General features: G+C 66.0%; 21 protein-coding genes. 13 read left to right on the forward strand and 8 right to left on the reverse strand.

The features are described from left to right. Positions 1-211 precede the first annotated feature (211 nt). The 3 genes from FJ964_RS20005 to FJ964_RS20020 all read right to left on the reverse strand — a co-directional run bounded on the left by FJ964_RS20005 (position 212) and on the right by FJ964_RS20020 (position 3,976). Positions 212-1,228: an ABC transporter permease gene (locus FJ964_RS20005; protein ID WP_140551997.1), complete on the reverse strand. Its 1,017-nt coding sequence runs from the start codon at positions 1,226-1,228 to the stop codon at positions 212-214. Further along, the gene (locus FJ964_RS20010) at positions 1,225-2,793 is read right to left on the reverse strand and encodes a sugar ABC transporter ATP-binding protein (protein WP_140551998.1); all 1,569 of its coding nucleotides are present in this window, start codon (positions 2,791-2,793) and stop codon (positions 1,225-1,227) included. Before FJ964_RS20010 ends, FJ964_RS20005 begins: the two co-directional genes overlap by 4 nt. Positions 2,794-3,028: 235 nt before the next feature. After that, positions 3,029-3,976 (reverse strand): substrate-binding domain-containing protein, encoded by a 948-nt coding sequence (locus FJ964_RS20020; RefSeq protein WP_140551999.1) that lies wholly within the window; start codon positions 3,974-3,976, stop codon positions 3,029-3,031. A gap of 318 nt (positions 3,977-4,294) precedes the next feature. Here FJ964_RS20020 and FJ964_RS20025 point away from each other — a divergent pair, with 318 nt between their 5' ends. Continuing rightward, positions 4,295-4,987: a RibD family protein gene (locus FJ964_RS20025; protein WP_140552000.1), complete on the forward strand. Its 693-nt coding sequence runs from the start codon at positions 4,295-4,297 to the stop codon at positions 4,985-4,987. A gap of 18 nt (positions 4,988-5,005) precedes the next feature. Here the strand turns inward: FJ964_RS20025 and FJ964_RS20030 are convergent, their stop codons facing one another. After that, positions 5,006-5,896, reverse strand: coding sequence for an SDR family oxidoreductase (locus tag FJ964_RS20030; protein WP_140552001.1), 891 nt, complete (start codon positions 5,894-5,896; stop codon positions 5,006-5,008). Positions 5,897-5,986: 90 nt separating this feature from the next. Here FJ964_RS20030 and FJ964_RS20035 point away from each other — a divergent pair, with 90 nt between their 5' ends. Beyond that, positions 5,987-6,832, forward strand: coding sequence for a helix-turn-helix transcriptional regulator (locus FJ964_RS20035; protein WP_181172545.1), 846 nt, complete (start codon positions 5,987-5,989; stop codon positions 6,830-6,832). Between the two features lie 83 nt (positions 6,833-6,915). Here FJ964_RS20035 and FJ964_RS20040 read toward each other — a convergent pair whose 3' ends face one another. Further along, positions 6,916-7,815, reverse strand: coding sequence for a LysR family transcriptional regulator (locus tag FJ964_RS20040; protein ID WP_140552003.1), 900 nt, complete (start codon positions 7,813-7,815; stop codon positions 6,916-6,918). 94 nt (positions 7,816-7,909) lie between these two features. Here FJ964_RS20040 and FJ964_RS20045 point away from each other — a divergent pair, with 94 nt between their 5' ends. From FJ964_RS20045 to FJ964_RS20060, 3 genes are all read left to right on the forward strand, one after another. Further along, positions 7,910-8,794, forward strand: a complete 885-nt coding sequence (locus FJ964_RS20045; protein ID WP_140552004.1) for an aldo/keto reductase family oxidoreductase — start codon at positions 7,910-7,912, stop codon at positions 8,792-8,794. A gap of 315 nt (positions 8,795-9,109) precedes the next feature. Next, positions 9,110-9,862, forward strand: coding sequence for a pseudouridine synthase (locus FJ964_RS20055; RefSeq protein WP_140552005.1), 753 nt, complete (start codon positions 9,110-9,112; stop codon positions 9,860-9,862). Positions 9,863-10,003: 141 nt separating this feature from the next. Then, positions 10,004-10,405, forward strand: a complete 402-nt coding sequence (locus FJ964_RS20060; RefSeq protein ID WP_140552006.1) for a VOC family protein — start codon at positions 10,004-10,006, stop codon at positions 10,403-10,405. A gap of 6 nt (positions 10,406-10,411) precedes the next feature. Here the strand turns inward: FJ964_RS20060 and FJ964_RS20065 are convergent, their stop codons facing one another. Next, positions 10,412-10,993, reverse strand: coding sequence for a histidine phosphatase family protein (locus FJ964_RS20065; protein WP_140552007.1), 582 nt, complete (start codon positions 10,991-10,993; stop codon positions 10,412-10,414). A 218-nt stretch (positions 10,994-11,211) separates the two neighbouring features. On the opposite strand from FJ964_RS20065, the gene FJ964_RS20070 reads away from it, so the two are divergent. Next, positions 11,212-11,661, forward strand: coding sequence for a universal stress protein (locus FJ964_RS20070; RefSeq protein ID WP_140552008.1), 450 nt, complete (start codon positions 11,212-11,214; stop codon positions 11,659-11,661). Positions 11,662-11,688: 27 nt separating this feature from the next. On the opposite strand, the gene FJ964_RS20075 is transcribed toward FJ964_RS20070, so the two are convergent. Further along, positions 11,689-12,447, reverse strand: coding sequence for a sulfite exporter TauE/SafE family protein (locus FJ964_RS20075; RefSeq protein WP_140552009.1), 759 nt, complete (start codon positions 12,445-12,447; stop codon positions 11,689-11,691). Further along, positions 12,440-12,646, reverse strand: a complete 207-nt coding sequence (locus tag FJ964_RS20080) for a hypothetical protein (RefSeq protein ID WP_140552010.1) — start codon at positions 12,644-12,646, stop codon at positions 12,440-12,442. The genes FJ964_RS20075 and FJ964_RS20080 overlap by 8 nt, the downstream gene beginning before the upstream one ends. A 159-nt stretch (positions 12,647-12,805) precedes the next feature. Here FJ964_RS20080 and FJ964_RS20085 point away from each other — a divergent pair, with 159 nt between their 5' ends. From FJ964_RS20085 to FJ964_RS20110, 7 genes are all read left to right on the forward strand, one after another. After that, positions 12,806-13,678 (forward strand): LysR substrate-binding domain-containing protein, encoded by an 873-nt coding sequence (locus FJ964_RS20085; RefSeq protein ID WP_140552011.1) that lies wholly within the window; start codon positions 12,806-12,808, stop codon positions 13,676-13,678. Between the two features lie 126 nt (positions 13,679-13,804). After that, the gene (locus FJ964_RS20090) at positions 13,805-14,311 is read left to right on the forward strand and encodes an Lrp/AsnC family transcriptional regulator (RefSeq protein ID WP_140499160.1); all 507 of its coding nucleotides are present in this window, start codon (positions 13,805-13,807) and stop codon (positions 14,309-14,311) included. After that, a complete protein-coding gene (locus FJ964_RS31700) occupies positions 14,308-14,433 on the forward strand; it encodes a hypothetical protein (RefSeq protein WP_263493554.1) in 126 nt (41 codons plus the stop codon). The genes FJ964_RS20090 and FJ964_RS31700 overlap by 4 nt, the downstream gene beginning before the upstream one ends. A gap of 111 nt (positions 14,434-14,544) precedes the next feature. After that, positions 14,545-15,333 (forward strand): ABC transporter substrate-binding protein, encoded by a 789-nt coding sequence (locus FJ964_RS20095; RefSeq protein ID WP_140552174.1) that lies wholly within the window; start codon positions 14,545-14,547, stop codon positions 15,331-15,333. A gap of 120 nt (positions 15,334-15,453) precedes the next feature. Continuing rightward, on the forward strand, positions 15,454-16,125 hold the full coding sequence (locus FJ964_RS20100; RefSeq protein ID WP_140552012.1) for an amino acid ABC transporter permease: 672 nt from the start codon (positions 15,454-15,456) through the stop codon (positions 16,123-16,125). Beyond that, the gene (locus tag FJ964_RS20105) at positions 16,122-16,796 is read left to right on the forward strand and encodes an amino acid ABC transporter permease (protein WP_140521399.1); all 675 of its coding nucleotides are present in this window, start codon (positions 16,122-16,124) and stop codon (positions 16,794-16,796) included. The genes FJ964_RS20100 and FJ964_RS20105 overlap by 4 nt, the downstream gene beginning before the upstream one ends. A 25-nt stretch (positions 16,797-16,821) precedes the next feature. After that, positions 16,822-17,565 (forward strand): amino acid ABC transporter ATP-binding protein, encoded by a 744-nt coding sequence (locus FJ964_RS20110; RefSeq protein ID WP_140552013.1) that lies wholly within the window; start codon positions 16,822-16,824, stop codon positions 17,563-17,565. Positions 17,566-17,573: the final 8 nt, after the last annotated feature.

Raw genomic sequence — 17,573 nt, forward strand, 5'->3', positions numbered from 1 at the left:
CACCCCGCATTGGCCCTTACTTCTCCTCTTGCGCTCCGACCCTAATAACGCAACAGGCCCCTTGTGGGAGAAGGTGGATCGGCGCGTTGGCGCCGAGACGGATGAGGGGTGTTCCAGCGGAATGAGACGTTGATGTTCCCTGGAACACCCCTCATCCGACCTCGCTTCGCGAGGCCACCTTCTCCCACAAGGGGAGAAGGCAAAAACCGTCCTACCTTCTCACCCGCGACTTCAGCCAGCGATCGAACGCCACCGCCAGGATCAGGATAAGGCCGATGACGATGCTTTGCGTGTAGGACGAGACGTTGTTGAACTGGAGCCCGTTCTGCAGCACGCCGATCAGCGCCGCGCCCACCACCGTGCCGCCGACCGAGCCGATGCCGCCGAACAGCGAGGTGCCGCCGATGACGACGGCGGAAATCACCGTCAGCTCGTAGCCGATGCCGGCCACCGCTTCGGACGAATTCAGCCTGGCCGACAGCACGAAGGCGGCGAGCCCGGCGAAGAAGCCAACGATGACATAGACCGAGACCAGGATGCGGTCGACACGCAGGCCCGACAGCCGTGCGGCCTCGGCATTGCCGCCGACGGCGTAGACGGCGCGTCCATAGCGCGTATAGCGCAGCACGATGTGGCACAGGATGGCGGCCACCGCGAAGATGAGCGCCGGCACCGGCACGGGGCCGATCAGCCCGGTGCCGAACCAGCGCATCGAGGCGTCGAAACCCGAGATCGGGCCGCCATTGGAGATGGTCAGCGTCAGGCCGCGAAACACGGTGAGCCCGCCCAGAGTGACGACGAAGGGCGGCACTTTCAGCCTGGTGATGGCAAAGCCCTGCACGCCGCCGGCCACCGCCCCCACCACCACGGCGGCGAGCAGCGCCGCGAACCAGCCATAGCCCTGCGTTCCCGACGTCGACAGCGACAGCGTGTTGGCAGTACCGCCCTTGGCGACCACGGCCGCCACCATGCCGCAGAAAGCGAGCAGCGACCCGACCGAGAGATCGATGCCGGCGGTGAGGATGACGAAGGTCATGCCGAGCGCGATCAGCCCGGTGATCGATATCTGGCGGGTGATGTTGAACAGATTGATCGGATCGATGAAGCTCGGCTTCAGCACGGTGAAGACGACCACGAGCGCCGCCAGGAACAGCAGCGGCCCGAAATTCATCAACAGCCGCGCAATGCTGATGCCGCCACGCCGGCTCTGCTCCTCGGCCACGCTCATCGTGCCTCCTCCTCAACCGCTCCCGGCTGGTCAAGCGCCATCAGTTCCATCAGTTTTTCCTCGCTTGCCTCGATGCCCGGCATCTGCCCGGTGATGCGTCCCTTGCGCATGGTCACGATCCGGTCCGACACAGCCAGCACTTCGGGCAGCTCGGACGAGATCATCATCACCGCTATGCCGCGCGCTGCCAATTGCACCAGGATCTGGTGCACCTCGGCCTTGGCGCCGACATCGACGCCGCGCGTCGGCTCGTCGACGATCAGCACCTTGGGATCCCGCGCCAGCCAGCGCGCCAGGATCACCTTCTGCTGGTTGCCGCCCGACAGGCCCTCGATCGCCTGCTCGGCCGACGCCATGCGGATCGACAGCATTTTCCGGAACCCCGCCAGCGCATCGCGCTCGCGCCGCTCGGCCATGAAGCCGAAGCCATTGCTGAACCGCCCGAGCGAGGCGACGGAGAAATTCGGCAGGATGCCGAGCGCGGCGAAGATCGCCTGATGCTTGCGGTCCTCAGGCACAAGGCCGATCCCGAGCGCTATGGCATCCGCCGGCGAGGCCGGCGCGATGGGTCTGCCGTCGAGCGTTATCGTGCCGCCCGCGATCCGGTCGGCGCCGAAGATGGCGCGCGCCAACTCCGTTCGGCCCGAGCCGACCAGGCCGGCGACACCGAGGATCTCGCCGGCCTTCAGGTCGATGTCCACGCCGTCGAGCACGATGGCGTGCGGCGCTTCGGGGTCGCGCACCGTGCGCAATCCGCGCACCGACAGCACGACGTCGCCGGCCACCGTGCGCTGCGCCGGCCGCGCATAGAGTTCGGACGCCGCGCGGCCGACCATTTTCTCGATGATGCGCGGCAATCGGATCGGCCCGCCTTCGCGGTCGAGATTGCCGGCCAACCTGCCGTCGCGCAGCACCGTCATGCGGTCGCAGATGGCGGCGGCCTCCTCCAGCCGATGGGTGACGAACATGATGGCGACATGGTCCTTGCGCAGCCTGTCCATGATCGACAGCAGCCGCTGCACCTCTGTCTCGGTCAGCGCCGAGGTCGGCTCGTCCATGATGATCAGCCGGCTCTTCAGCGACAGCGCTCGTGCAATCTCGACGAGTTGCTGCTCGGCCACCGAAAGCGCCGAGACCGGCGTCATCGGATCGATCGTGAGGCCGACGCGGGCGATGATCGTGCGGGAGTCCTGCTCCATCTTGCGCCAGGAGACAAGGCCGAGCGGACCGGTCGGGGCACGGCCTATGAAGATGTTCTCCGCCACCGTCAGCGTCGGGATCAGGCTGAGTTCCTGGTAGATGGTGACGATGCCGAGCCGCTTGGCATCCTGCGGGCTCGACGGCCGGTAGTCGGCGCCGTCGAAAATGATGTGGCCGCCGGAGGGCGGCATGACGCCCGACAGGATTTTCAGCAGCGTCGACTTGCCCGCGCCGTTTTCGCCCAGCAGGCCGAGGATTTCGCCGGGCCTGACATCGAGCGAGACCTCGCTGAGCGCGGTGACGCCTGCGAAATGCTTGGTGACGCCCTCGACGGCGAGCAGGACGGGTGCGGCTTCAGCTGGCAAGGGTGGCTTCCTTAGTGAAGTTCATCCGGGCTCCGTCAGCGCTTGAACGCCCCCCTCTGTCCTGCCGGACATCTCCCCCTCAAGGGGGAAGATCGGCGGTGTCACGGGCATCGCCTTTTCTTGCAGCATAGAAGAATTGGCGAAAACAGAGCAAACAGCCGATCTCCCCCCTTGAGGGGGAGATGGCCGGCAGGCCAGAGGGGGGCGCGCCCCGCCAGCCTTGCCAATCCAGTCCTCACTTCGTCTCGTTCAACCTCTCGGCCTTGTCGAGATTGTCCTTACCGATGACGATCGGCGTCAACAGCACCAGCTTCTCCTTCGGCTCTTTCTTGTCCCTGGCGTAAGCGACGGCGATCTGCACGGCGGTGCGCGACTGCTGGCCCGGGAACTGTTCGACCGTGCCGGCGAGCTTGCCGTCGCGGACCGCGACCAGCGCTTCCGGCAGCGCGTCGAAGCCGTAGATCTTGACGTCGGTGAAGTTGCGCGCGGCACAAGCCTCCATGGCGCCCAGCGCCATGTCGTCATTGGCGCAAATGATGGCGTCCGGCTTGCCGTTGGCGGCAAGTCCGGCTTCCGTCACCGACAGCGCCTCGGCACGGGCGAAATTGGCGGTCTGCTCGAAGACGATCTGGTATTTGTCCTTCAAGGGATCGAGCACATTGTGCACGCCCTTGTTGCGGTCGATCGCCGGCCCGGCGCCGGGCTGGCCCTGCAGATGGAACAATTTGGCGCCGTTGGGGAATGCCGCCACCACGGCCTGAGCTTCCGCCTCGCCACCCTTGACGTTGTCGGCGCCGACATGGGCGAGAATGCCCTCGACACCGTCGACGCGGCGATCGATCGTGACCACGGGAACGCCCGCCTTGACCGCTTCCTCGATGGCCGGCGCCAGCGCGTTGACGTCGAGCGGCGAGATCACGATGGCGTTGACCTTCTGCACCAGGGCCGCCTCGATGTCGGCGGTCTGCTTGGTGGCCGAGTTCTGGCCATCGCTCTCGGTCAGGTTGACGCCTTGCGTGGCGGCTTCCGCCTTGATCTCGTTCAGCATGTGCACGAAGAACGGAAAGCCGAGACTGGGCACCGAGCCGAGAATGGTGAGCTTGTCCTGCGCAAATGCCGAGGGCGCGGCAAGCACCATGGCGCCCGCGGCCACGGACGTCATCAGGAATTCACGTCTGTTCATGGGATCCTCCTCCACAAGAACGCACGGCCCCGGAAACCGGGACGGTTTCAGGAAGGATCATGCGTCGGTTCAAAGTGTTGGAGCATCCTCCTTGCGTTTGCTAACGCATGCCGCTCCAGCTGATCGCCGTTGCAAAAACTGCCTCCCGTCGGCACCAGCAAACGGATGCTAGCCCAGGCTCAACCATTTGTGCAACATCGATATAACAGGGCCAGACGGCAATGGTCGGAATTTGGATGAGCCGGGTGCCCAGCTTCCATTCTCCGGCGCTGGCCCTAGTTTGAACCGCGCCTGAGCCCATTCCCCGGAGACACCCGCATGAAACCGCACATCATCTGCCATATGATCGCATCGCTGGACGGCAGTCTTCACCCGAGCCGCTACACGGCCAGTCCCGATGGCACCCGGGCCGAATGGTCGAGCCTTTACGAGCACATCCATAATGATCTTGCGGGCGACGGCTGGATCGTCGGCCGCGTCACCATGGCCGAGATGAGCAAGGCCGGCGCGCACCCGCCCGCCGATGCGGGCAGGGTCGACCGACCCTATCATGTCGCGCAAACCGGTACGGGCAGCTATGCGGTGGCGCTCGATCCCTCGGGCAAGCTCCACTTTTCCAAACCCGACATCGGCGGCGACCATGTCGTGGTGCTGCTTGGGCACGATGTCGCCGACAGCCACCTGGCCGAACTCGCTGCCGACGGCGTGTCCTATATCGTGGCGGAAACGGCCGACATGGATCTCGGCCGGATGCTCGAAGTTCTCAACCGCGAATTCGCCATTCGCCGGCTGCTGCTCGAGGGCGGCGCCGGCATCAACGGTTCCTTCTTCGCGGCCGGCCTTGTCGATGAGCTCAGCCTTCTCGTGGCTCCCGCCCTTGACGGGCGGGCGGCGAACCAGGGTTTCGTCGAATTCGGCGAGACCGGCCTCGCGGGCAAGATGCAACTGTCGCTCAAAAGCTGCGAAGCCCTTGCCCACGGGCTCGTCCATTTGCGCTACACCGTTGGCTGACGACGCTTTATCGGCGCGTCAAGCGTCGTACCGCATGGCCTTGAGATCGGCGATCAGCGTCGGGCCGGTCGGCTGCCAGCCGAGCCGCGCCTGGGTCAGCGCGCTGGAGGCCGGCAGATCCATCGGGGCGAACATCGCCATCCAGCCGAAATGCTCCGCCGCCTGTTCCGGCGCGATCGAAACCACCGGCACGTTGAGGCCCCGCCCGATCACCTCGGCGATAGCGCGTACTTCGACGCCTTCCTCGCCGACCGCGTGATAGCGCGCGCCGGGCTGCCGCTTTTCCACCGCCAGCCGGTAGAGGCGCGCCGCGTCCAGGAGATGGCCCGCCGCATAGCGGTTGCGGCCCTCGCCGACATAGGCCGAAACGCCTTTCTGGCGCACGATTTCGATGAGCGGCGTGATGAGCCCTTGCTTGACCGGGTCGTGAACCTGCGGCAGCCGCACCACCGAGACGTTGACGCCGGCTTCCAGCAAGGCATTGCCGGCGAGCTCCGAGGCGATGCGCGGATTGGGATGGCTGGCGTTGAAGACGTCTTCGCTGGCAAGCTCGCCATGTCCGGGGCTGCCCACGCCGACGCCGGAAGTGATCACCAGCGGCCGGTCGGATCCGGCCAATGCCTGGCCGAGTGCCGCGATGGCACGGCTATCCTTCTCGCAATTCTCGACAAAGCGGGAGAAATCATGGTCGAAGGCCGTGTGGATCACCGCTTCCGCCTTCGCCGCGCCGTCGCGCAGGCCCTCGGGATCCTCGAGCGTTCCCCTATGCACTTCGGCGCCCGCCGCCGTCAGCGCTTCGGCCCCCACTTCGGAGCGAGTGACGCCGACCACCTGATGGCCCGCCTTGATGAGCTCGGCAACGAGCGCCGAGCCGATGAAACCGGTCGCGCCGGTCAAAAAGATACGCATGCGAATTCTCCTGCACGATTGCCTGCGCAGTATCGCCGGTCTATTATTCCATTAAAGTAGTGATCTTATCGTGGTATAATGGCTAACAGGATGCCCACCAATTCCGCCGGTTCGCTCGCGGCGTTTCTGAGAGACCGGCGCACCCGGCTCGATCCGGCCTCGTTCGGATTTTCAGGGCGCCGGCGCACGCCGGGGCTGCGCCGGGAAGAGGTGGCCCAGCGCGCCAACATCAGCCCTACCTGGTACACATGGCTGGAGCAGGGTCGTGGCGGCGCGCCTTCGGCCGATGTGCTGAACCGCATCGCCAAGGGGCTGATGCTGACCGAGGCCGAGCGCGAGCATCTTTTCATGCTCGGGCTCGGACGCCCGCCCGAAGTCCGCTATATCGGCGCGGAAGGCATCAGCCCCCGGCTGCAGCGCCTCCTCGACACGCTTGAAGCGAGCCCCGCCTTGGTCAGGACCGCCACCTGGGATGTCGTTGCCTGGAATCGCGCCGCCCAGGTCGTGCTGACCGATTACAGCGCCCTGCCCGCCGACCAGCGCAACATTTTGCGCTTCATGTTCCGCAGCCCGGCCATCCGCGAAAAGCAGCACGACTGGGAAAGCCTCGCCCGTTTCGTGGTGGGCGCCTTCCGCGCCGACGCGGCGCGTGCCGGCGCCGTGTCCGAGGTACGCGAACTCGTCGACGAACTGTGCAGCGCCAGCCCCGAATTCGCCGCCCTGTGGCGCGAGAACGACGTGCTCAGCCATGGCGACGGAACCAAGCGGCTGAAGCACCCGGTGCTCGGCGATATCGAGCTGGAATATTCGGGGTTCGCGGTCGACGGCCGCCCGGATCTGAGCCTGACCGTCTACAATCCGGTCGACAACGCGGTCGCGGAGCAGATTCGCGAGCTGGCGAAGCGCGCCAAGGTGTCATTGGACTTGCCGCGATGATCCCTGCTCTTCCTGGAACATTCCGGAAATGCGCGGCGGGTTGCGGCCGACGATGCGTCCCATGAAACCGTCATCGCGGCGCCTCACCACCGCATCCCGGCGACAAAGTCGATGAATGCCCGCAGCGGCGCCGGGATGAGACGGCGGCCGGGGTAGTAGAGAAACGGGCCGGAAAACTCCTGCCACCAGGGCTCCAGTACCGGCTCGAGCCGGCCATCGTCGAAACAGGGGCGCAGCCAGTCCTCGAACAGCGAGACGATGCCGCCGCCGGCGACCGCCACATCGAGCGCAAGCGCCATAGCCGTGCCGGTGCTGACCAGCAGCGGCCCGGCCGGCTCGACGCTCACTATCTCGCCGTCGCGCTCGAACTCCCAAGGCGGCGTCAGGCCGCTGGCGAAGCGGCCGCGCAGGCATGCGTGATCGAGGAGGTCGCGCGGATGGTCGGGCCGGCCACGCCGGTCGAGATAGGCCGTTGCGGCAGCGGTGGCGAAGCGCTGCCGGCGCGGGCCGATCGGTACGGCGATCATGTCCTGCTCCAGCCGCTCGTCATAGCGGATGCCGGCATCGCAGCCGCTCGCCAGTATGTCGACGAAACTGTCCTCGGCGGTCACCTCCAGTCTTATGTCGGGATAGGCGGCAAGGAAGGGCGGCAGAAGGCGCGGCAGCACCAGTTTCGCCGCCACGACAGGCACGTTGAGCCGCAGCGTGCCGGCTGGGCGGCCGCGAAAGCCGTTGACGACATCGAGCGCTGCCTCGACCTCGCCGATCGCGGGGCCCAGCCGCTCCAGCAGGCGCGCGCCGGCCTCGGTCGGGGCGACGCTGCGCGTGGTGCGGTTGAGGAGCCGCACGCCGAGCCCGGCCTCCAGCCGCCGCACCGTTTCGCTGAGGCTGGAGGCGCTGACGCCACTGACCCTGGCCGCCTCGCGAAAACCGCCGGCGCGCGCCACCGCCATGAATGCCTGCAGGTCGCTCAGATCCGCCATTGTTCGCCTTTCCGCACAGCCTGTGCCGATTGCACCATATTATCGCGCAAGCGTGCATTGTCTATATCTGGGCCGATCCACAGGAGATGAGACCATGACTGACATCAGCAAGGCCGGAACCTTCAAGCTCGGCGACCGCACCGTGAAGCGCCTCGGCTATGGCGCCATGCAACTGGCCGGACCCGGCGTGTTCGGCCCGCCGAAGGACCGCGATGCGGCACTCGCCATGCTGCGCGAGGCGGTGGCGAGCGGCGTCGACCACATCGACACCAGCGATTTCTACGGCCCGCACATCACCAACCAGATCATCCGCGAGGCGCTGCACCCCTACCCCGCCAATCTCACCATCGTCACCAAGATCAGTGCCCGGCGTGGCGCGGATGCATCATGGATCCCCGCAATGTCGCCGCAGGAACTGACGCAGGCCGTGCACGACAATCTCCGCAATCTCGGCCTGGACGTGATCGAGGTGGTGAACCTGCGCTCCATGCATGGCATCCACGGGCCCGCCGAAGGTTCGCTCGAGCCGCAGTTGAACACGCTCGCCGAATTGCAGCATCAGGGCCTGGTGCGCCATATCGGCATGAGCAACGTCACCCGCGCCCAGATCGCGCAGGGACGTGGCATCGCCGACATTGTCTGCGTGCAGAACCAGTACAACATCGCGCATCGCGAGGACGACGCGCTGATCGACGAGCTTGCCGCCGACGGCATTGCCTATGTGCCGTTTTTCCCGCTCGGCGGCTTCACGCCGCTGCAATCCAGCACGCTGGCCGATGTCGCGCAAAAACTCGGCGCCACGCCGATGCAGGTGGCGCTTGCCTGGCTGTTGCAGCGCTCGCCCAACATCCTGCTCATCCCCGGCACCTCGTCCGTCGCGCATCTCAGGCAAAACATGGCGGCGGCGGAGCTGGAGCTGCCGGCCGACGCGCTTGCCGTGCTGAACGGGATCGCGGACGAGACCCACCAAGCGGCCTGAGGCGACCATGCCGTGATCTGGCGACAGAGCGGGGAACGGTCAAAGCATGGCATTCTACGGCGCCCCCCTCTGTCCTGCCGGACATCTCCCCCACTTGGGGGGAGATCGGCAGCTTGATCGTCGGCTCTCTATTTCTGCAACGTCGAAGATTGGCGAAGGCCGTGATGACGGCCAATCTCCCCACTCGTGGGGGAGATGTCCGGCAGGACAGAGGGCGGCGCCGTAGAGCGCGACAGCGGGTGCTGAAACTCCCTCCGCCGGCTTGCGAAGCCAGCGTCGCCCATGCCATCAGTCGACCGAACCGGCGACTGCAAGATGACACCACGGCGGACAGAAAACACCGACAGACCGGCAAGCACCGGCGTCAGCCTCAACCGCGCGCTGTCGAAGCTCGGCCTGTGCTCGCGCACGCAGGCCGAGCGGCTGATTGCCGACGGCCGCGTGCGCGTCGGCGGCAAGATCGCACGCAACGCCTCCCTGCGTGTCGACATGAAGCGCGACCGCATCGTCGTCGACGGCGAAGAAATATTTGCCGAGCGCAAGGTCTATCTCATGCTCAACAAGCCGCGCGGGCTGGTCACGACCCGCGACGACCCGCTCGAACGCGACACCGTCTATGCCTGCCTCGAAGGGCTCGACCTGCCTTTCGTCTCCCCCGTCGGCCGGCTGGACAAGGCGAGCGAAGGCCTGCTGCTGATGACCAACGACACCCGCTTTGCCAACCGGCTGATGGACCCGGCCTCGCATCTACCCAAGACCTACCATGTCCAGATCGGCACGGTGCCCGACGCGGCGGTGCTGGAAGCGCTGCGCGCCGGCGTGCGTGTCGACGGCGAGACCTTGAGCGCCAATTCGATCGAGCTGCTGCGCAGCGGCGGCCGCACCGCCTGGCTGGAGATCGTGCTCGACGAGGGCCGCAACCGCCACATCCGGCGCCTGCTCGCCGCCCACGGCATCGAGGTCAAGCGCCTGATCCGCGTCGCCATTGGCCGCTTGCCGCTCGGCGATCTCGCCAAGGGTACGGCGAGGCATTTGACGCCCGACGAATTGGCGCTGCTGGCGGGGTGAATAGGCGCAGGGTCGGCACTTCGTTCGGCAGATCTGAAATCGCGCCGGCACTTCCGTCTCCTGACGGAAAGCTGTCAGGAGCCCCGGCCTATAGAAGGCCGGGAGCCCAGCCGCGGCTTCGACGATCAAGGAGCCAATGCGATGAATTTCGTCTCTGTCCGCATCATCACGTCCGATGTCCAGCGCCTCGTGCGCTTTTATGGCGAGATCACCGGCATGCCGGTGACGATGTACACGGAGGACTTCGCCGAACTGGCGACACCGGCCTGCACGCTGGCGATCGGCAGCACGCGCACCCTGATGCTGTTCGGCAGCGACATCGCCCGCCCAGCCGACAACCGCACGGCCATCATCGAATTCCGGGTCGGCGACGTCGATGCCGAATTCGCCAGGCTGGCGGAAACCATCAAGGGCGCAATTGTCCAGGAGCCCACCACCATGCCTTGGGGCAACCGCTCGCTGCTGTTCCGCGACCCCGACTGCAATCTGGTGAATTTCTTCACGCCGGTAACCGCCGAGGCGATCCGGAAATTCGACAGCTAGGCCGCCCTACTTCCCGTTCCACTTGCGCACCACCGGCTCGCCGAGGTCATGCTCGTAGCCGAGCACGCTGATGCTGGCCGTATCGAGCACGAACAGCGCGCCGTCCTCCGGCGGCAAGCCGAGCCAGCGGGCGGTGAGCACGCGCAGGAAGTGCGCGCTGGAAAAGATCAGCATGTCGGCATTTGCCTCGCGCAGGCGATCGATGATCCTGTCGGCGCGGGCGCCCACATCGGCCGCCGTTTCGCCTTGCGGGCAGCCGTCGCGAAAGACGTTCCAGCCCGGCCGTTCGGCCAGGATCTCCCTGGTGGTTCGCCCTTCATAGGCGCCGTAGTCCCATTCCTGCAGGTCGTCCATCTTGATGCTTTGCGCCCCGAAACCGGCAAGCAGGCTGGTGTTGTAGGCGCGCTGCGAGGGGCTCGACCATACGGCCGAAAACGGCAGGCCTTTCAGCCGATCCGCCACGCCCCGCGCGGCGGCCTCGCCGGCCGCCGTCAGCGGCATGTCGGTGCGGCCGGTGTGCTGGCCCGAAAGGCTCCACGCCGTCTCGCCATGCCGGACCAGATGGATTTGAGGAAACGCACTGCTCATGACGGCCCTTTCGAAGTTGCCGCACCTTAGAGGACGATGCGGCGAAGGGGAATCCAGCTGGCGCGAAAGTTCGGGGTGGAACGCCCGTTTGGGTGCGGTCCACACAATGCCCACCACATTCCCTGGCCCTGATCCCCGCCGCATTGGCACAATGACTGGACGCCGGGCATAACTATCTGTGGTCCATAGTTCACCAAGCACGATAGGTCACGATCATCATGTACAAACATCTGCTCATCGCCACCGACGGGTCGGAACTGGCCGACAAGGGCGTTGCCCACGGCCTCGGGCTGGCAAAGGGCCTCGGCGCCACCGTGACCTTTGTCACCGTCTCGGAACAATTCCCGATCTTCGCCTGGGGCGGCGCCATGGCCGGCTACGCCGCGGGCGATGAGCTGGCCGCCTATCAGGAAGAAGCCCGCAAATACGGCAAGGAAGTGCTCGACAAATGCAAGGCTTCCGCCGAGGGGCTGGGCGTGTCGGCCAAGGTCGTGCACATCGAGGACAGAAGGCCCGCCGAGGCGATCCTGGAACTGTCGCAGACCGAACGCTGCGACCTGATCGTCATGGCCTCGCACGGCCGCCGCGGACTGGGCAGGCTGCTCCTGGGAAGCCAGACGGCGGAAGTCGTGTCCTACAGCGAAATCCCGGTCCTGGTGGTACGGTAGGCCGGGTCGGCGCCCTGCAAGCGGCGCTCAGAACGCCGCCTCGGCCACCAGATAAAATCCAAGCGCCAAGAGCCCCGCGAAGAACACTTTGCGAAAAGTCTCGACGCTCATGCGCTGGCGCAGCGCCTGGCCGACAGCCATGCCGGCGAGCGCAGGCACCAGCGCCGCGCCCGAGCCCGCCAGCCCGGCCGTCGGCGACGCCAGGGCGCCTGCCCTGAACAGCCCGATGGCCAGCGCCGCCGTCGACACGGTGAAGGACAGGCCGAGCGCCTGGATCAGCTCTTCCCTGCCCAGCCGCAGCGATTGCAGGTAGGGCATCGCCGGAATGACGAAGACGCCGGTGGCGCCGGTGACCAGGCCGGTCGCCACCCCGACCAGCGGCGACAGCAAGGCCTCGTGACGTGGCGGCGTCGAAAAGCCAGCCTTGGCGAGGCCGAGAAAGGCGTAGAGCATCAGTGCCACGCCGAGCGCGCCGGACGCGGCCGCCGTATGCGCGCCGGTGAGCAGGCCGGCGCCGGCAGCGGTGCCGATCACCACGCCGGCCATCATCGTCCATAGCCGCCTGACGAGCCCGCCGAACGAAGGACCGGTGGACAATTGCCACAGATTGGTAACCAGCGACGGGATCAGCAGGAGCGTGGCCGCCTCGGCCGGCGCCATGGTCACCGCCAGCAGGCCCATCGCCACCGTCGGCAGGCCCATCCCGACCACGCCCTTGACGAAGCCGGCGGCAAGGAAGACGGCGCAGACCCAGGCGACGGCGGCGGCGCTCAGCGGCTCAATCATGGAGCAGCATGTCGGCAGCGTCGGTCCCGGCTGCCGCCAGTCCGGCGGCGGCGCTGCTGACAGGGGCGGATGTCATGGCGCATCCTGGCATGCCGGAATCCGTGCGCGCCATGGCCAGAACAGCAACGGCGACCGCCAGCAGCATCGCCGCGCCTTCAGCAATGCCGAGCCCTTGCCGGTTCGATGCTGGTTTTCTCATCATGGACCTCCACCGAAACTGTTTGACGAAATTCGCCGTCACCCACAATGTGGAATTTACGGCTCCAGCCTTCGGTTGAGGCGAAGGCTGGCGCTGAAAGCGATAGGCCGGATGCGCCGTCGATCGCGTGTGCCCGGGCTGTCTTGCGGGAGGAAAAAGATGCGCTTCGACCTCGTCGATCTCCGGCTGTTCCTGCTGGTTGCCGAGCGCGGCAGCATCACCCATGGCGCCGAGCTCGCGGGCCTCGCGCTGGCCTCGGCCAGCGCCCGCATCAAGGGCATGGAGGACAGGCTCGGCGCGCCGCTGCTGGAGCGCCGCCGGCGCGGCGTGGTGCCGACGGCCGCCGGCCAGGCACTGCTGCACCACGCGCGCGCGGTGCAGAACCAGATCGAGGCGATGGCCGGCGAGCTTGGCGCCTATGCCACCGGCCTGCGTGCGCGGGTCCGCCTGCTCGCCAACACGGCCGCCACCAGCGAGCTTCTGCGCGACAGGCTGCCGGCCTTTCTGGTCGCGCATCCCGGCATCGACGTAGAGCTCGATGAGCGCCCCAGCAACGAGATCGCCGAGGCGGTGGCCAGCGGCGCCGCCGATCTTGGCATTGCCGCGACCTGGGCCGGCCTTTCGCATCTCGACCAGAAACCGTTCTTCGTCGATAGGCTGGTGGTGATCGCCGCGCGCAACCGCCCCGGCCTCGAAGGCCGCGCGGCCGGCCTCGCCGACGTCCTGGGCGAATCTTTCGTTGGACTCGCGGCCGGCCATCCGCTGCAGGAACACATCAACCGGCAGGCGGCGCGCCTTGGCGGTCATCTGCATTTTCGCATTCGCGTGCCTGGCCTCGACAATGTCTGCCGGCTCGTAGCGCAAGGCGTCGGCATCGCCATCGTGCCGGAAAGCGCCGCCCGCCGCTCGGCGCGAAACCTGCGCAGCCTGCGGCTGACCGATGAATGGGCGACGCGTCAACTCAATCTCTGCGCCCGCCGCTTCGACAAGTTGACGCCGCAGGCCAAGCTGCTGGTGGCCGCACTGGTGTGAAGCCGCCGCCCACATGCTGAATTCGCGTGGAATCATGCCTTGCCTTTAAGGAATCCATGAAATAGCTTGTTTGCACATAGGCAAAAAAATCGCCTAGCTTTTTTCGTTTTATGAAAGACGGGGGACTTGCGGGAACATCTCGATCTGACCGATCGGCGGCTGGTCAAACAGTTGTCGCAGGACGCGCAGCCGGGCATCAACCGCCTCGCCGAGATTCTGGCGATCTCGGTGCCGACGGTGCGCACGCGGCTGCGCAACCTGCTCGACCGCAACCTGCTCAAGATCGTCGGGCTCTTGAACCTGACCGAGCGGCCCGAACTGATCTCGGCCATCGTCGGCATCAACGCGCAAGGGCGCGGCCGCGCCCGCGAGCTGGCGCAACGCATTTCCGAACTGCCCTTCGTCAACTCGGCCTCGGTCGTCACCGGGCGCTTCGACATCATCGTCGACGTGACGGTGGCCGGCGACGTAGCCGATCTCTACCGCGTCACCAGCGAGTTGATACCGGGCGCCGGCGAGCCGGGCGAGGTAGTGCGCAGCGAGACCTTCGTGGTCATGGCGTCCTGCAACAAATGGGTCAGCCTGCCGGAAGGCTGCTGGTCGGACGACAGCATTCGCAAGGAGCCGGCATGAGGATAGCGGCTTTCGGGGGCCTCGGCCTGTTCAACTCGCTGCTGCATGTGCCGGACGCGGCTTTCGTCGACGCGTTGGCCAGGCGCGGCGTCACGGTCGCCGAAACGGTGGCACGGCACTGAGGAGACGGATTTTCGAACGGTGGCCGCCGCCGGCAACGGCACCGCCGCTCAAAAAGCACCCTGTAGGGTAGACAACAAGACGACAAAAAGGAGGAATGCCCAATGAAACCAATGAACATTGCCAAGCTTTTCATCGCCGGCGTCGCACTGGCCGGCCTTACCGCCGCCGCCAGCGCCGGAGCGCTCGACGACATCACCAAGCGCGGCGAACTGCGTGTCGCGGTGCAGACGCAGGGACCGCCCTTCTCGCTGGTCGGCGCCAATGGCGAACGCACCGGCAGCTCGGTGGAACTGGCCGAACTGATGGCCAAGGAAATGGGCGTCAAGATCACCTTCCTCGACTTCGACTGGGACGGCCTGATCCCGGCGCTGCTTTCGGGCAAGGCCGACCTTCTGGTCGCCGACATGACGCCGACGCTGGCGCGCGGCATGAAGGTCGCCTTCACCACGCCTTACATGTACACGGGCAGCACCGTCTTCACCAAGGCCGACGGCAAGTTCAAGACCACAGAGGACTGCAAGGCCAAGGGCACCAAGATCGCCGTGCTGCTCGGCGCCACCGGCGAGAAGGAAGCCAAGGCCGCCTTCCCCGATGCCGACATCAAGAGCTACAAGGGCGGCGGTCCGCTGCTGCTCGACGCCGTCAACAACGGCCAGGCCGATTGCGGCGTCAACGACGTCTCGGCGGTCAAGGGCCAGTCGACGGCCTATCCGGCCGGCACCTTCACCATCATGCCGGACCTGCTGTCGAAGGAACCGCTTGCCTTCGCCACCCGCTATGACGAGCCGGACCTCCTGATCTGGATGAACCTGTTCCTCAACCAGGTCACCATCGACGGTCGCCTGCAGAAGAACCTCGACTACTGGGTCAATTCGGAAGACTGGAAGAAAGATCACTGATTAGGGATTAGAAATTAGGGAGTAGGGAGTAGGGATAGGCAGTAGGGAATTCCGGACACGCTTCCCTACTGCCTACTGCCTACTGCCTACTCGCTATTCCCTAATCACCATTCACCGCCCATGCTCGAAAATTTCAGCTTCCGCACCATCGTCGAATACCTGCCCCTGTTCGGGCAGGGCCTGGTCACGACCGTGTGGCTGTCGGCGCTGTCCTTTGTCGGCGCGCTCGCGGTCGGCATTCTGTTATGCGCGATGAACCTGCAGCGCGGCTGGCTGTTTCGGGTGCCGGCCAAGGCCTATATCGACGCCGTACGCGCCACGCCCTTGCTGGCGCAGCTCTATTTTCTTTATTTCGGCCTGCCGCGCCTCGGTTTCGTGCTGCCCGAACTCGTCGTCGGCATCCTCGCGCTGTCACTGAACAGCGGCGCCTATGTCGCTGAAATCATTCGCGCCGGCATCCTGTCGATCCCGCGCGGCCAGGTCGAGGCCAGCGCCGCTTCAGGCATGACCTATGTCCAGCGCATGCGCCTGATCGTGCTGCCGCAGGCGTTCAAGGTGACGATCCCGCCCCTGCTCGGCCAGGCGATCGTGCTGGTCAAGGATTCCGCCCTCCTGTCGCTGATCTCGGTTGCCGAATTGACGCGCGCCGGCCAGTTGCTGGCCTCCGACCGCTTCATGCCGGCGGAAGGATTTCTCACCATCGCCGCGTTCTACCTCCTGCTCTATTACGGCCTCAAAGGGCTGGCGGTTCTCTCCGGCCGCTGGCTCGGCTCGGCGGGAGCGCGCACATGATCTGGCAACAGTTGCAGAGCCTTGCCGGCAGCTATCCGCTGGCGCTGCGCGGCCTCGGCATGACCGTGGTGCTGTCGCTGATCAGCCTGGTGCTGGGCACCCTGCTGGGCTTCGGCCTCGGCATCCTGCGGACCGGCGGCAACCGGTTGATCGCCGGCGTCATCGGTGCCTGGGTAGACCTCATCCGGGGTACGCCGTTCCTGGTGCAGATATTCCTGATCTTCTTCATCTTGCCCGAGTTGGGCATCGAGCTCGACGCCTTCACCGCCGGCATCATCGCGCTGACCAATCTTGCCGCCTGCTTCATCTGCGAGATCGTCGCCGCCGGTATCCGCTCGGTGCCGACAGGCCAGGTCGAGGCGGCGCTGGCGTCCGGCCTGTCGCGCTGGCAGCGCATGCGCCAGGTGGTGCTGCCGCAGGCGATGCGCATCGTGCTGCCGCCGCTGGTCGGGCAATATGTGCTGCTGATCAAGGATTCTTCCGTCGTCTCGGCGATCGGCCTGACCGACCTCACCCGCGTCGGCTGGCTGGTGGTGCAGCGCGTGCCGAACGGCCTGCTGGTGTTCTTCCTCGTCGGCGTCGGCTATTTCATCGTCTGCTATCCGCTGATCATGCTCGCCCGCCGGCTCGAACGACGCATCGGTGCCGCCCATGGCGAGGTGCAGATATGACATCGAACCCAAAGGTGCCGACCACATGACCAAAACGGGCATGATCGATTTTCGCGGCGTCAACAAATGGTTCGGCACGCTCAACGTCCTGAGGGACATCACGCTCAGCGTCGAGCCGCGCGAAGTGGTCGTCGTCTGCGGCCCGAGCGGCTCGGGCAAAAGCACGCTGATCCGCTGCATCAACGGCCTGGAGACGATCAAGGACGGCGACCTCGTCGTCGACGGCCAGCGCCTCGGCGACCCCGCCACCAACATGACGAAGCTGCGCACCGAGATCGGCTTCGTCTTCCAGTCCTTCAACCTCTACCCGCACAAGACCGCGCTCGAAAACGTCACGCTGGCGCCGATCCATGTCCGCAAGATTCCGCGCGTCGAGGCCGAGCAGGCCGGCCGCGAACTGCTGGCCAAGGTCGGGCTTGCCGACAAGGTCAACGCCTATCCTGCGCAGCTTTCAGGCGGTCAGCAACAGCGCGTGGCGATCGCCCGTTGTCTCGGCATGCGCCCCAAGATCATGCTGTTCGACGAGCCGACCTCCGCCCTCGACCCCGAGATGATTTCGGAAGTGCTCGACGTCATGGTCGCGGTCGCCGAGGAAGGCATGACCATGATGGTGGTGACACATGAGATGGGCTTTGCCCGCAAGGTCGCCCAGCGCGTGGTGTTCATGGACGCCGGCGCCATCGTCGAAAGCGGCACGCCCGACGAGTTCTTCTCGCATCCCAGGACCGACCGCAGCCGCGCCTTCCTGAGCAAGATCCTGCGGCACTGACCGGCGCT

It is taken from the genome of Mesorhizobium sp. B2-3-2, assembly GCF_006442295.1.
GTDB lineage: Bacteria > Pseudomonadota > Alphaproteobacteria > Rhizobiales > Rhizobiaceae > Mesorhizobium.

Bases quoted from the DNA above. Each gene is read 5' to 3' on its own strand.
- FJ964_RS20005 (WP_140551997.1), bottom strand. From the start codon at position 1,228: ATGAGCGTGGCCGAGGAGCAGAGCCGGCGTGGCGGCATCAGCATTGCG.
- FJ964_RS20020 (WP_140551999.1), bottom strand. From the start codon at position 3,976: ATGAACAGACGTGAATTCCTGATGACGTCCGTGGCCGCGGGCGCCATG.
- FJ964_RS20025 (WP_140552000.1), top strand. From the start codon at position 4,295: ATGAAACCGCACATCATCTGCCATATGATCGCATCGCTGGACGGCAGT.
- FJ964_RS20030 (WP_140552001.1), bottom strand. From the start codon at position 5,896: ATGCGTATCTTTTTGACCGGCGCGACCGGTTTCATCGGCTCGGCGCTC.
- FJ964_RS20035 (WP_181172545.1), top strand. From the start codon at position 5,987: ATGCCCACCAATTCCGCCGGTTCGCTCGCGGCGTTTCTGAGAGACCGG.
- FJ964_RS20040 (WP_140552003.1), bottom strand. From the start codon at position 7,815: ATGGCGGATCTGAGCGACCTGCAGGCATTCATGGCGGTGGCGCGCGCC.
- FJ964_RS20045 (WP_140552004.1), top strand. From the start codon at position 7,910: ATGACTGACATCAGCAAGGCCGGAACCTTCAAGCTCGGCGACCGCACC.
- FJ964_RS20055 (WP_140552005.1), top strand. From the start codon at position 9,110: ATGACACCACGGCGGACAGAAAACACCGACAGACCGGCAAGCACCGGC.
- FJ964_RS20060 (WP_140552006.1), top strand. From the start codon at position 10,004: ATGAATTTCGTCTCTGTCCGCATCATCACGTCCGATGTCCAGCGCCTC.
- FJ964_RS20065 (WP_140552007.1), bottom strand. From the start codon at position 10,993: ATGAGCAGTGCGTTTCCTCAAATCCATCTGGTCCGGCATGGCGAGACG.
- FJ964_RS20070 (WP_140552008.1), top strand. From the start codon at position 11,212: ATGTACAAACATCTGCTCATCGCCACCGACGGGTCGGAACTGGCCGAC.
- FJ964_RS20075 (WP_140552009.1), bottom strand. From the start codon at position 12,447: ATGATTGAGCCGCTGAGCGCCGCCGCCGTCGCCTGGGTCTGCGCCGTC.
- FJ964_RS20080 (WP_140552010.1), bottom strand. From the start codon at position 12,646: ATGAGAAAACCAGCATCGAACCGGCAAGGGCTCGGCATTGCTGAAGGC.
- FJ964_RS20085 (WP_140552011.1), top strand. From the start codon at position 12,806: ATGCGCTTCGACCTCGTCGATCTCCGGCTGTTCCTGCTGGTTGCCGAG.
- FJ964_RS31700 (WP_263493554.1), top strand. From the start codon at position 14,308: ATGAGGATAGCGGCTTTCGGGGGCCTCGGCCTGTTCAACTCGCTGCTG.
- FJ964_RS20095 (WP_140552174.1), top strand. From the start codon at position 14,545: ATGAACATTGCCAAGCTTTTCATCGCCGGCGTCGCACTGGCCGGCCTT.
- FJ964_RS20100 (WP_140552012.1), top strand. From the start codon at position 15,454: ATGCTCGAAAATTTCAGCTTCCGCACCATCGTCGAATACCTGCCCCTG.
- FJ964_RS20105 (WP_140521399.1), top strand. From the start codon at position 16,122: ATGATCTGGCAACAGTTGCAGAGCCTTGCCGGCAGCTATCCGCTGGCG.
- FJ964_RS20110 (WP_140552013.1), top strand. From the start codon at position 16,822: ATGACCAAAACGGGCATGATCGATTTTCGCGGCGTCAACAAATGGTTC.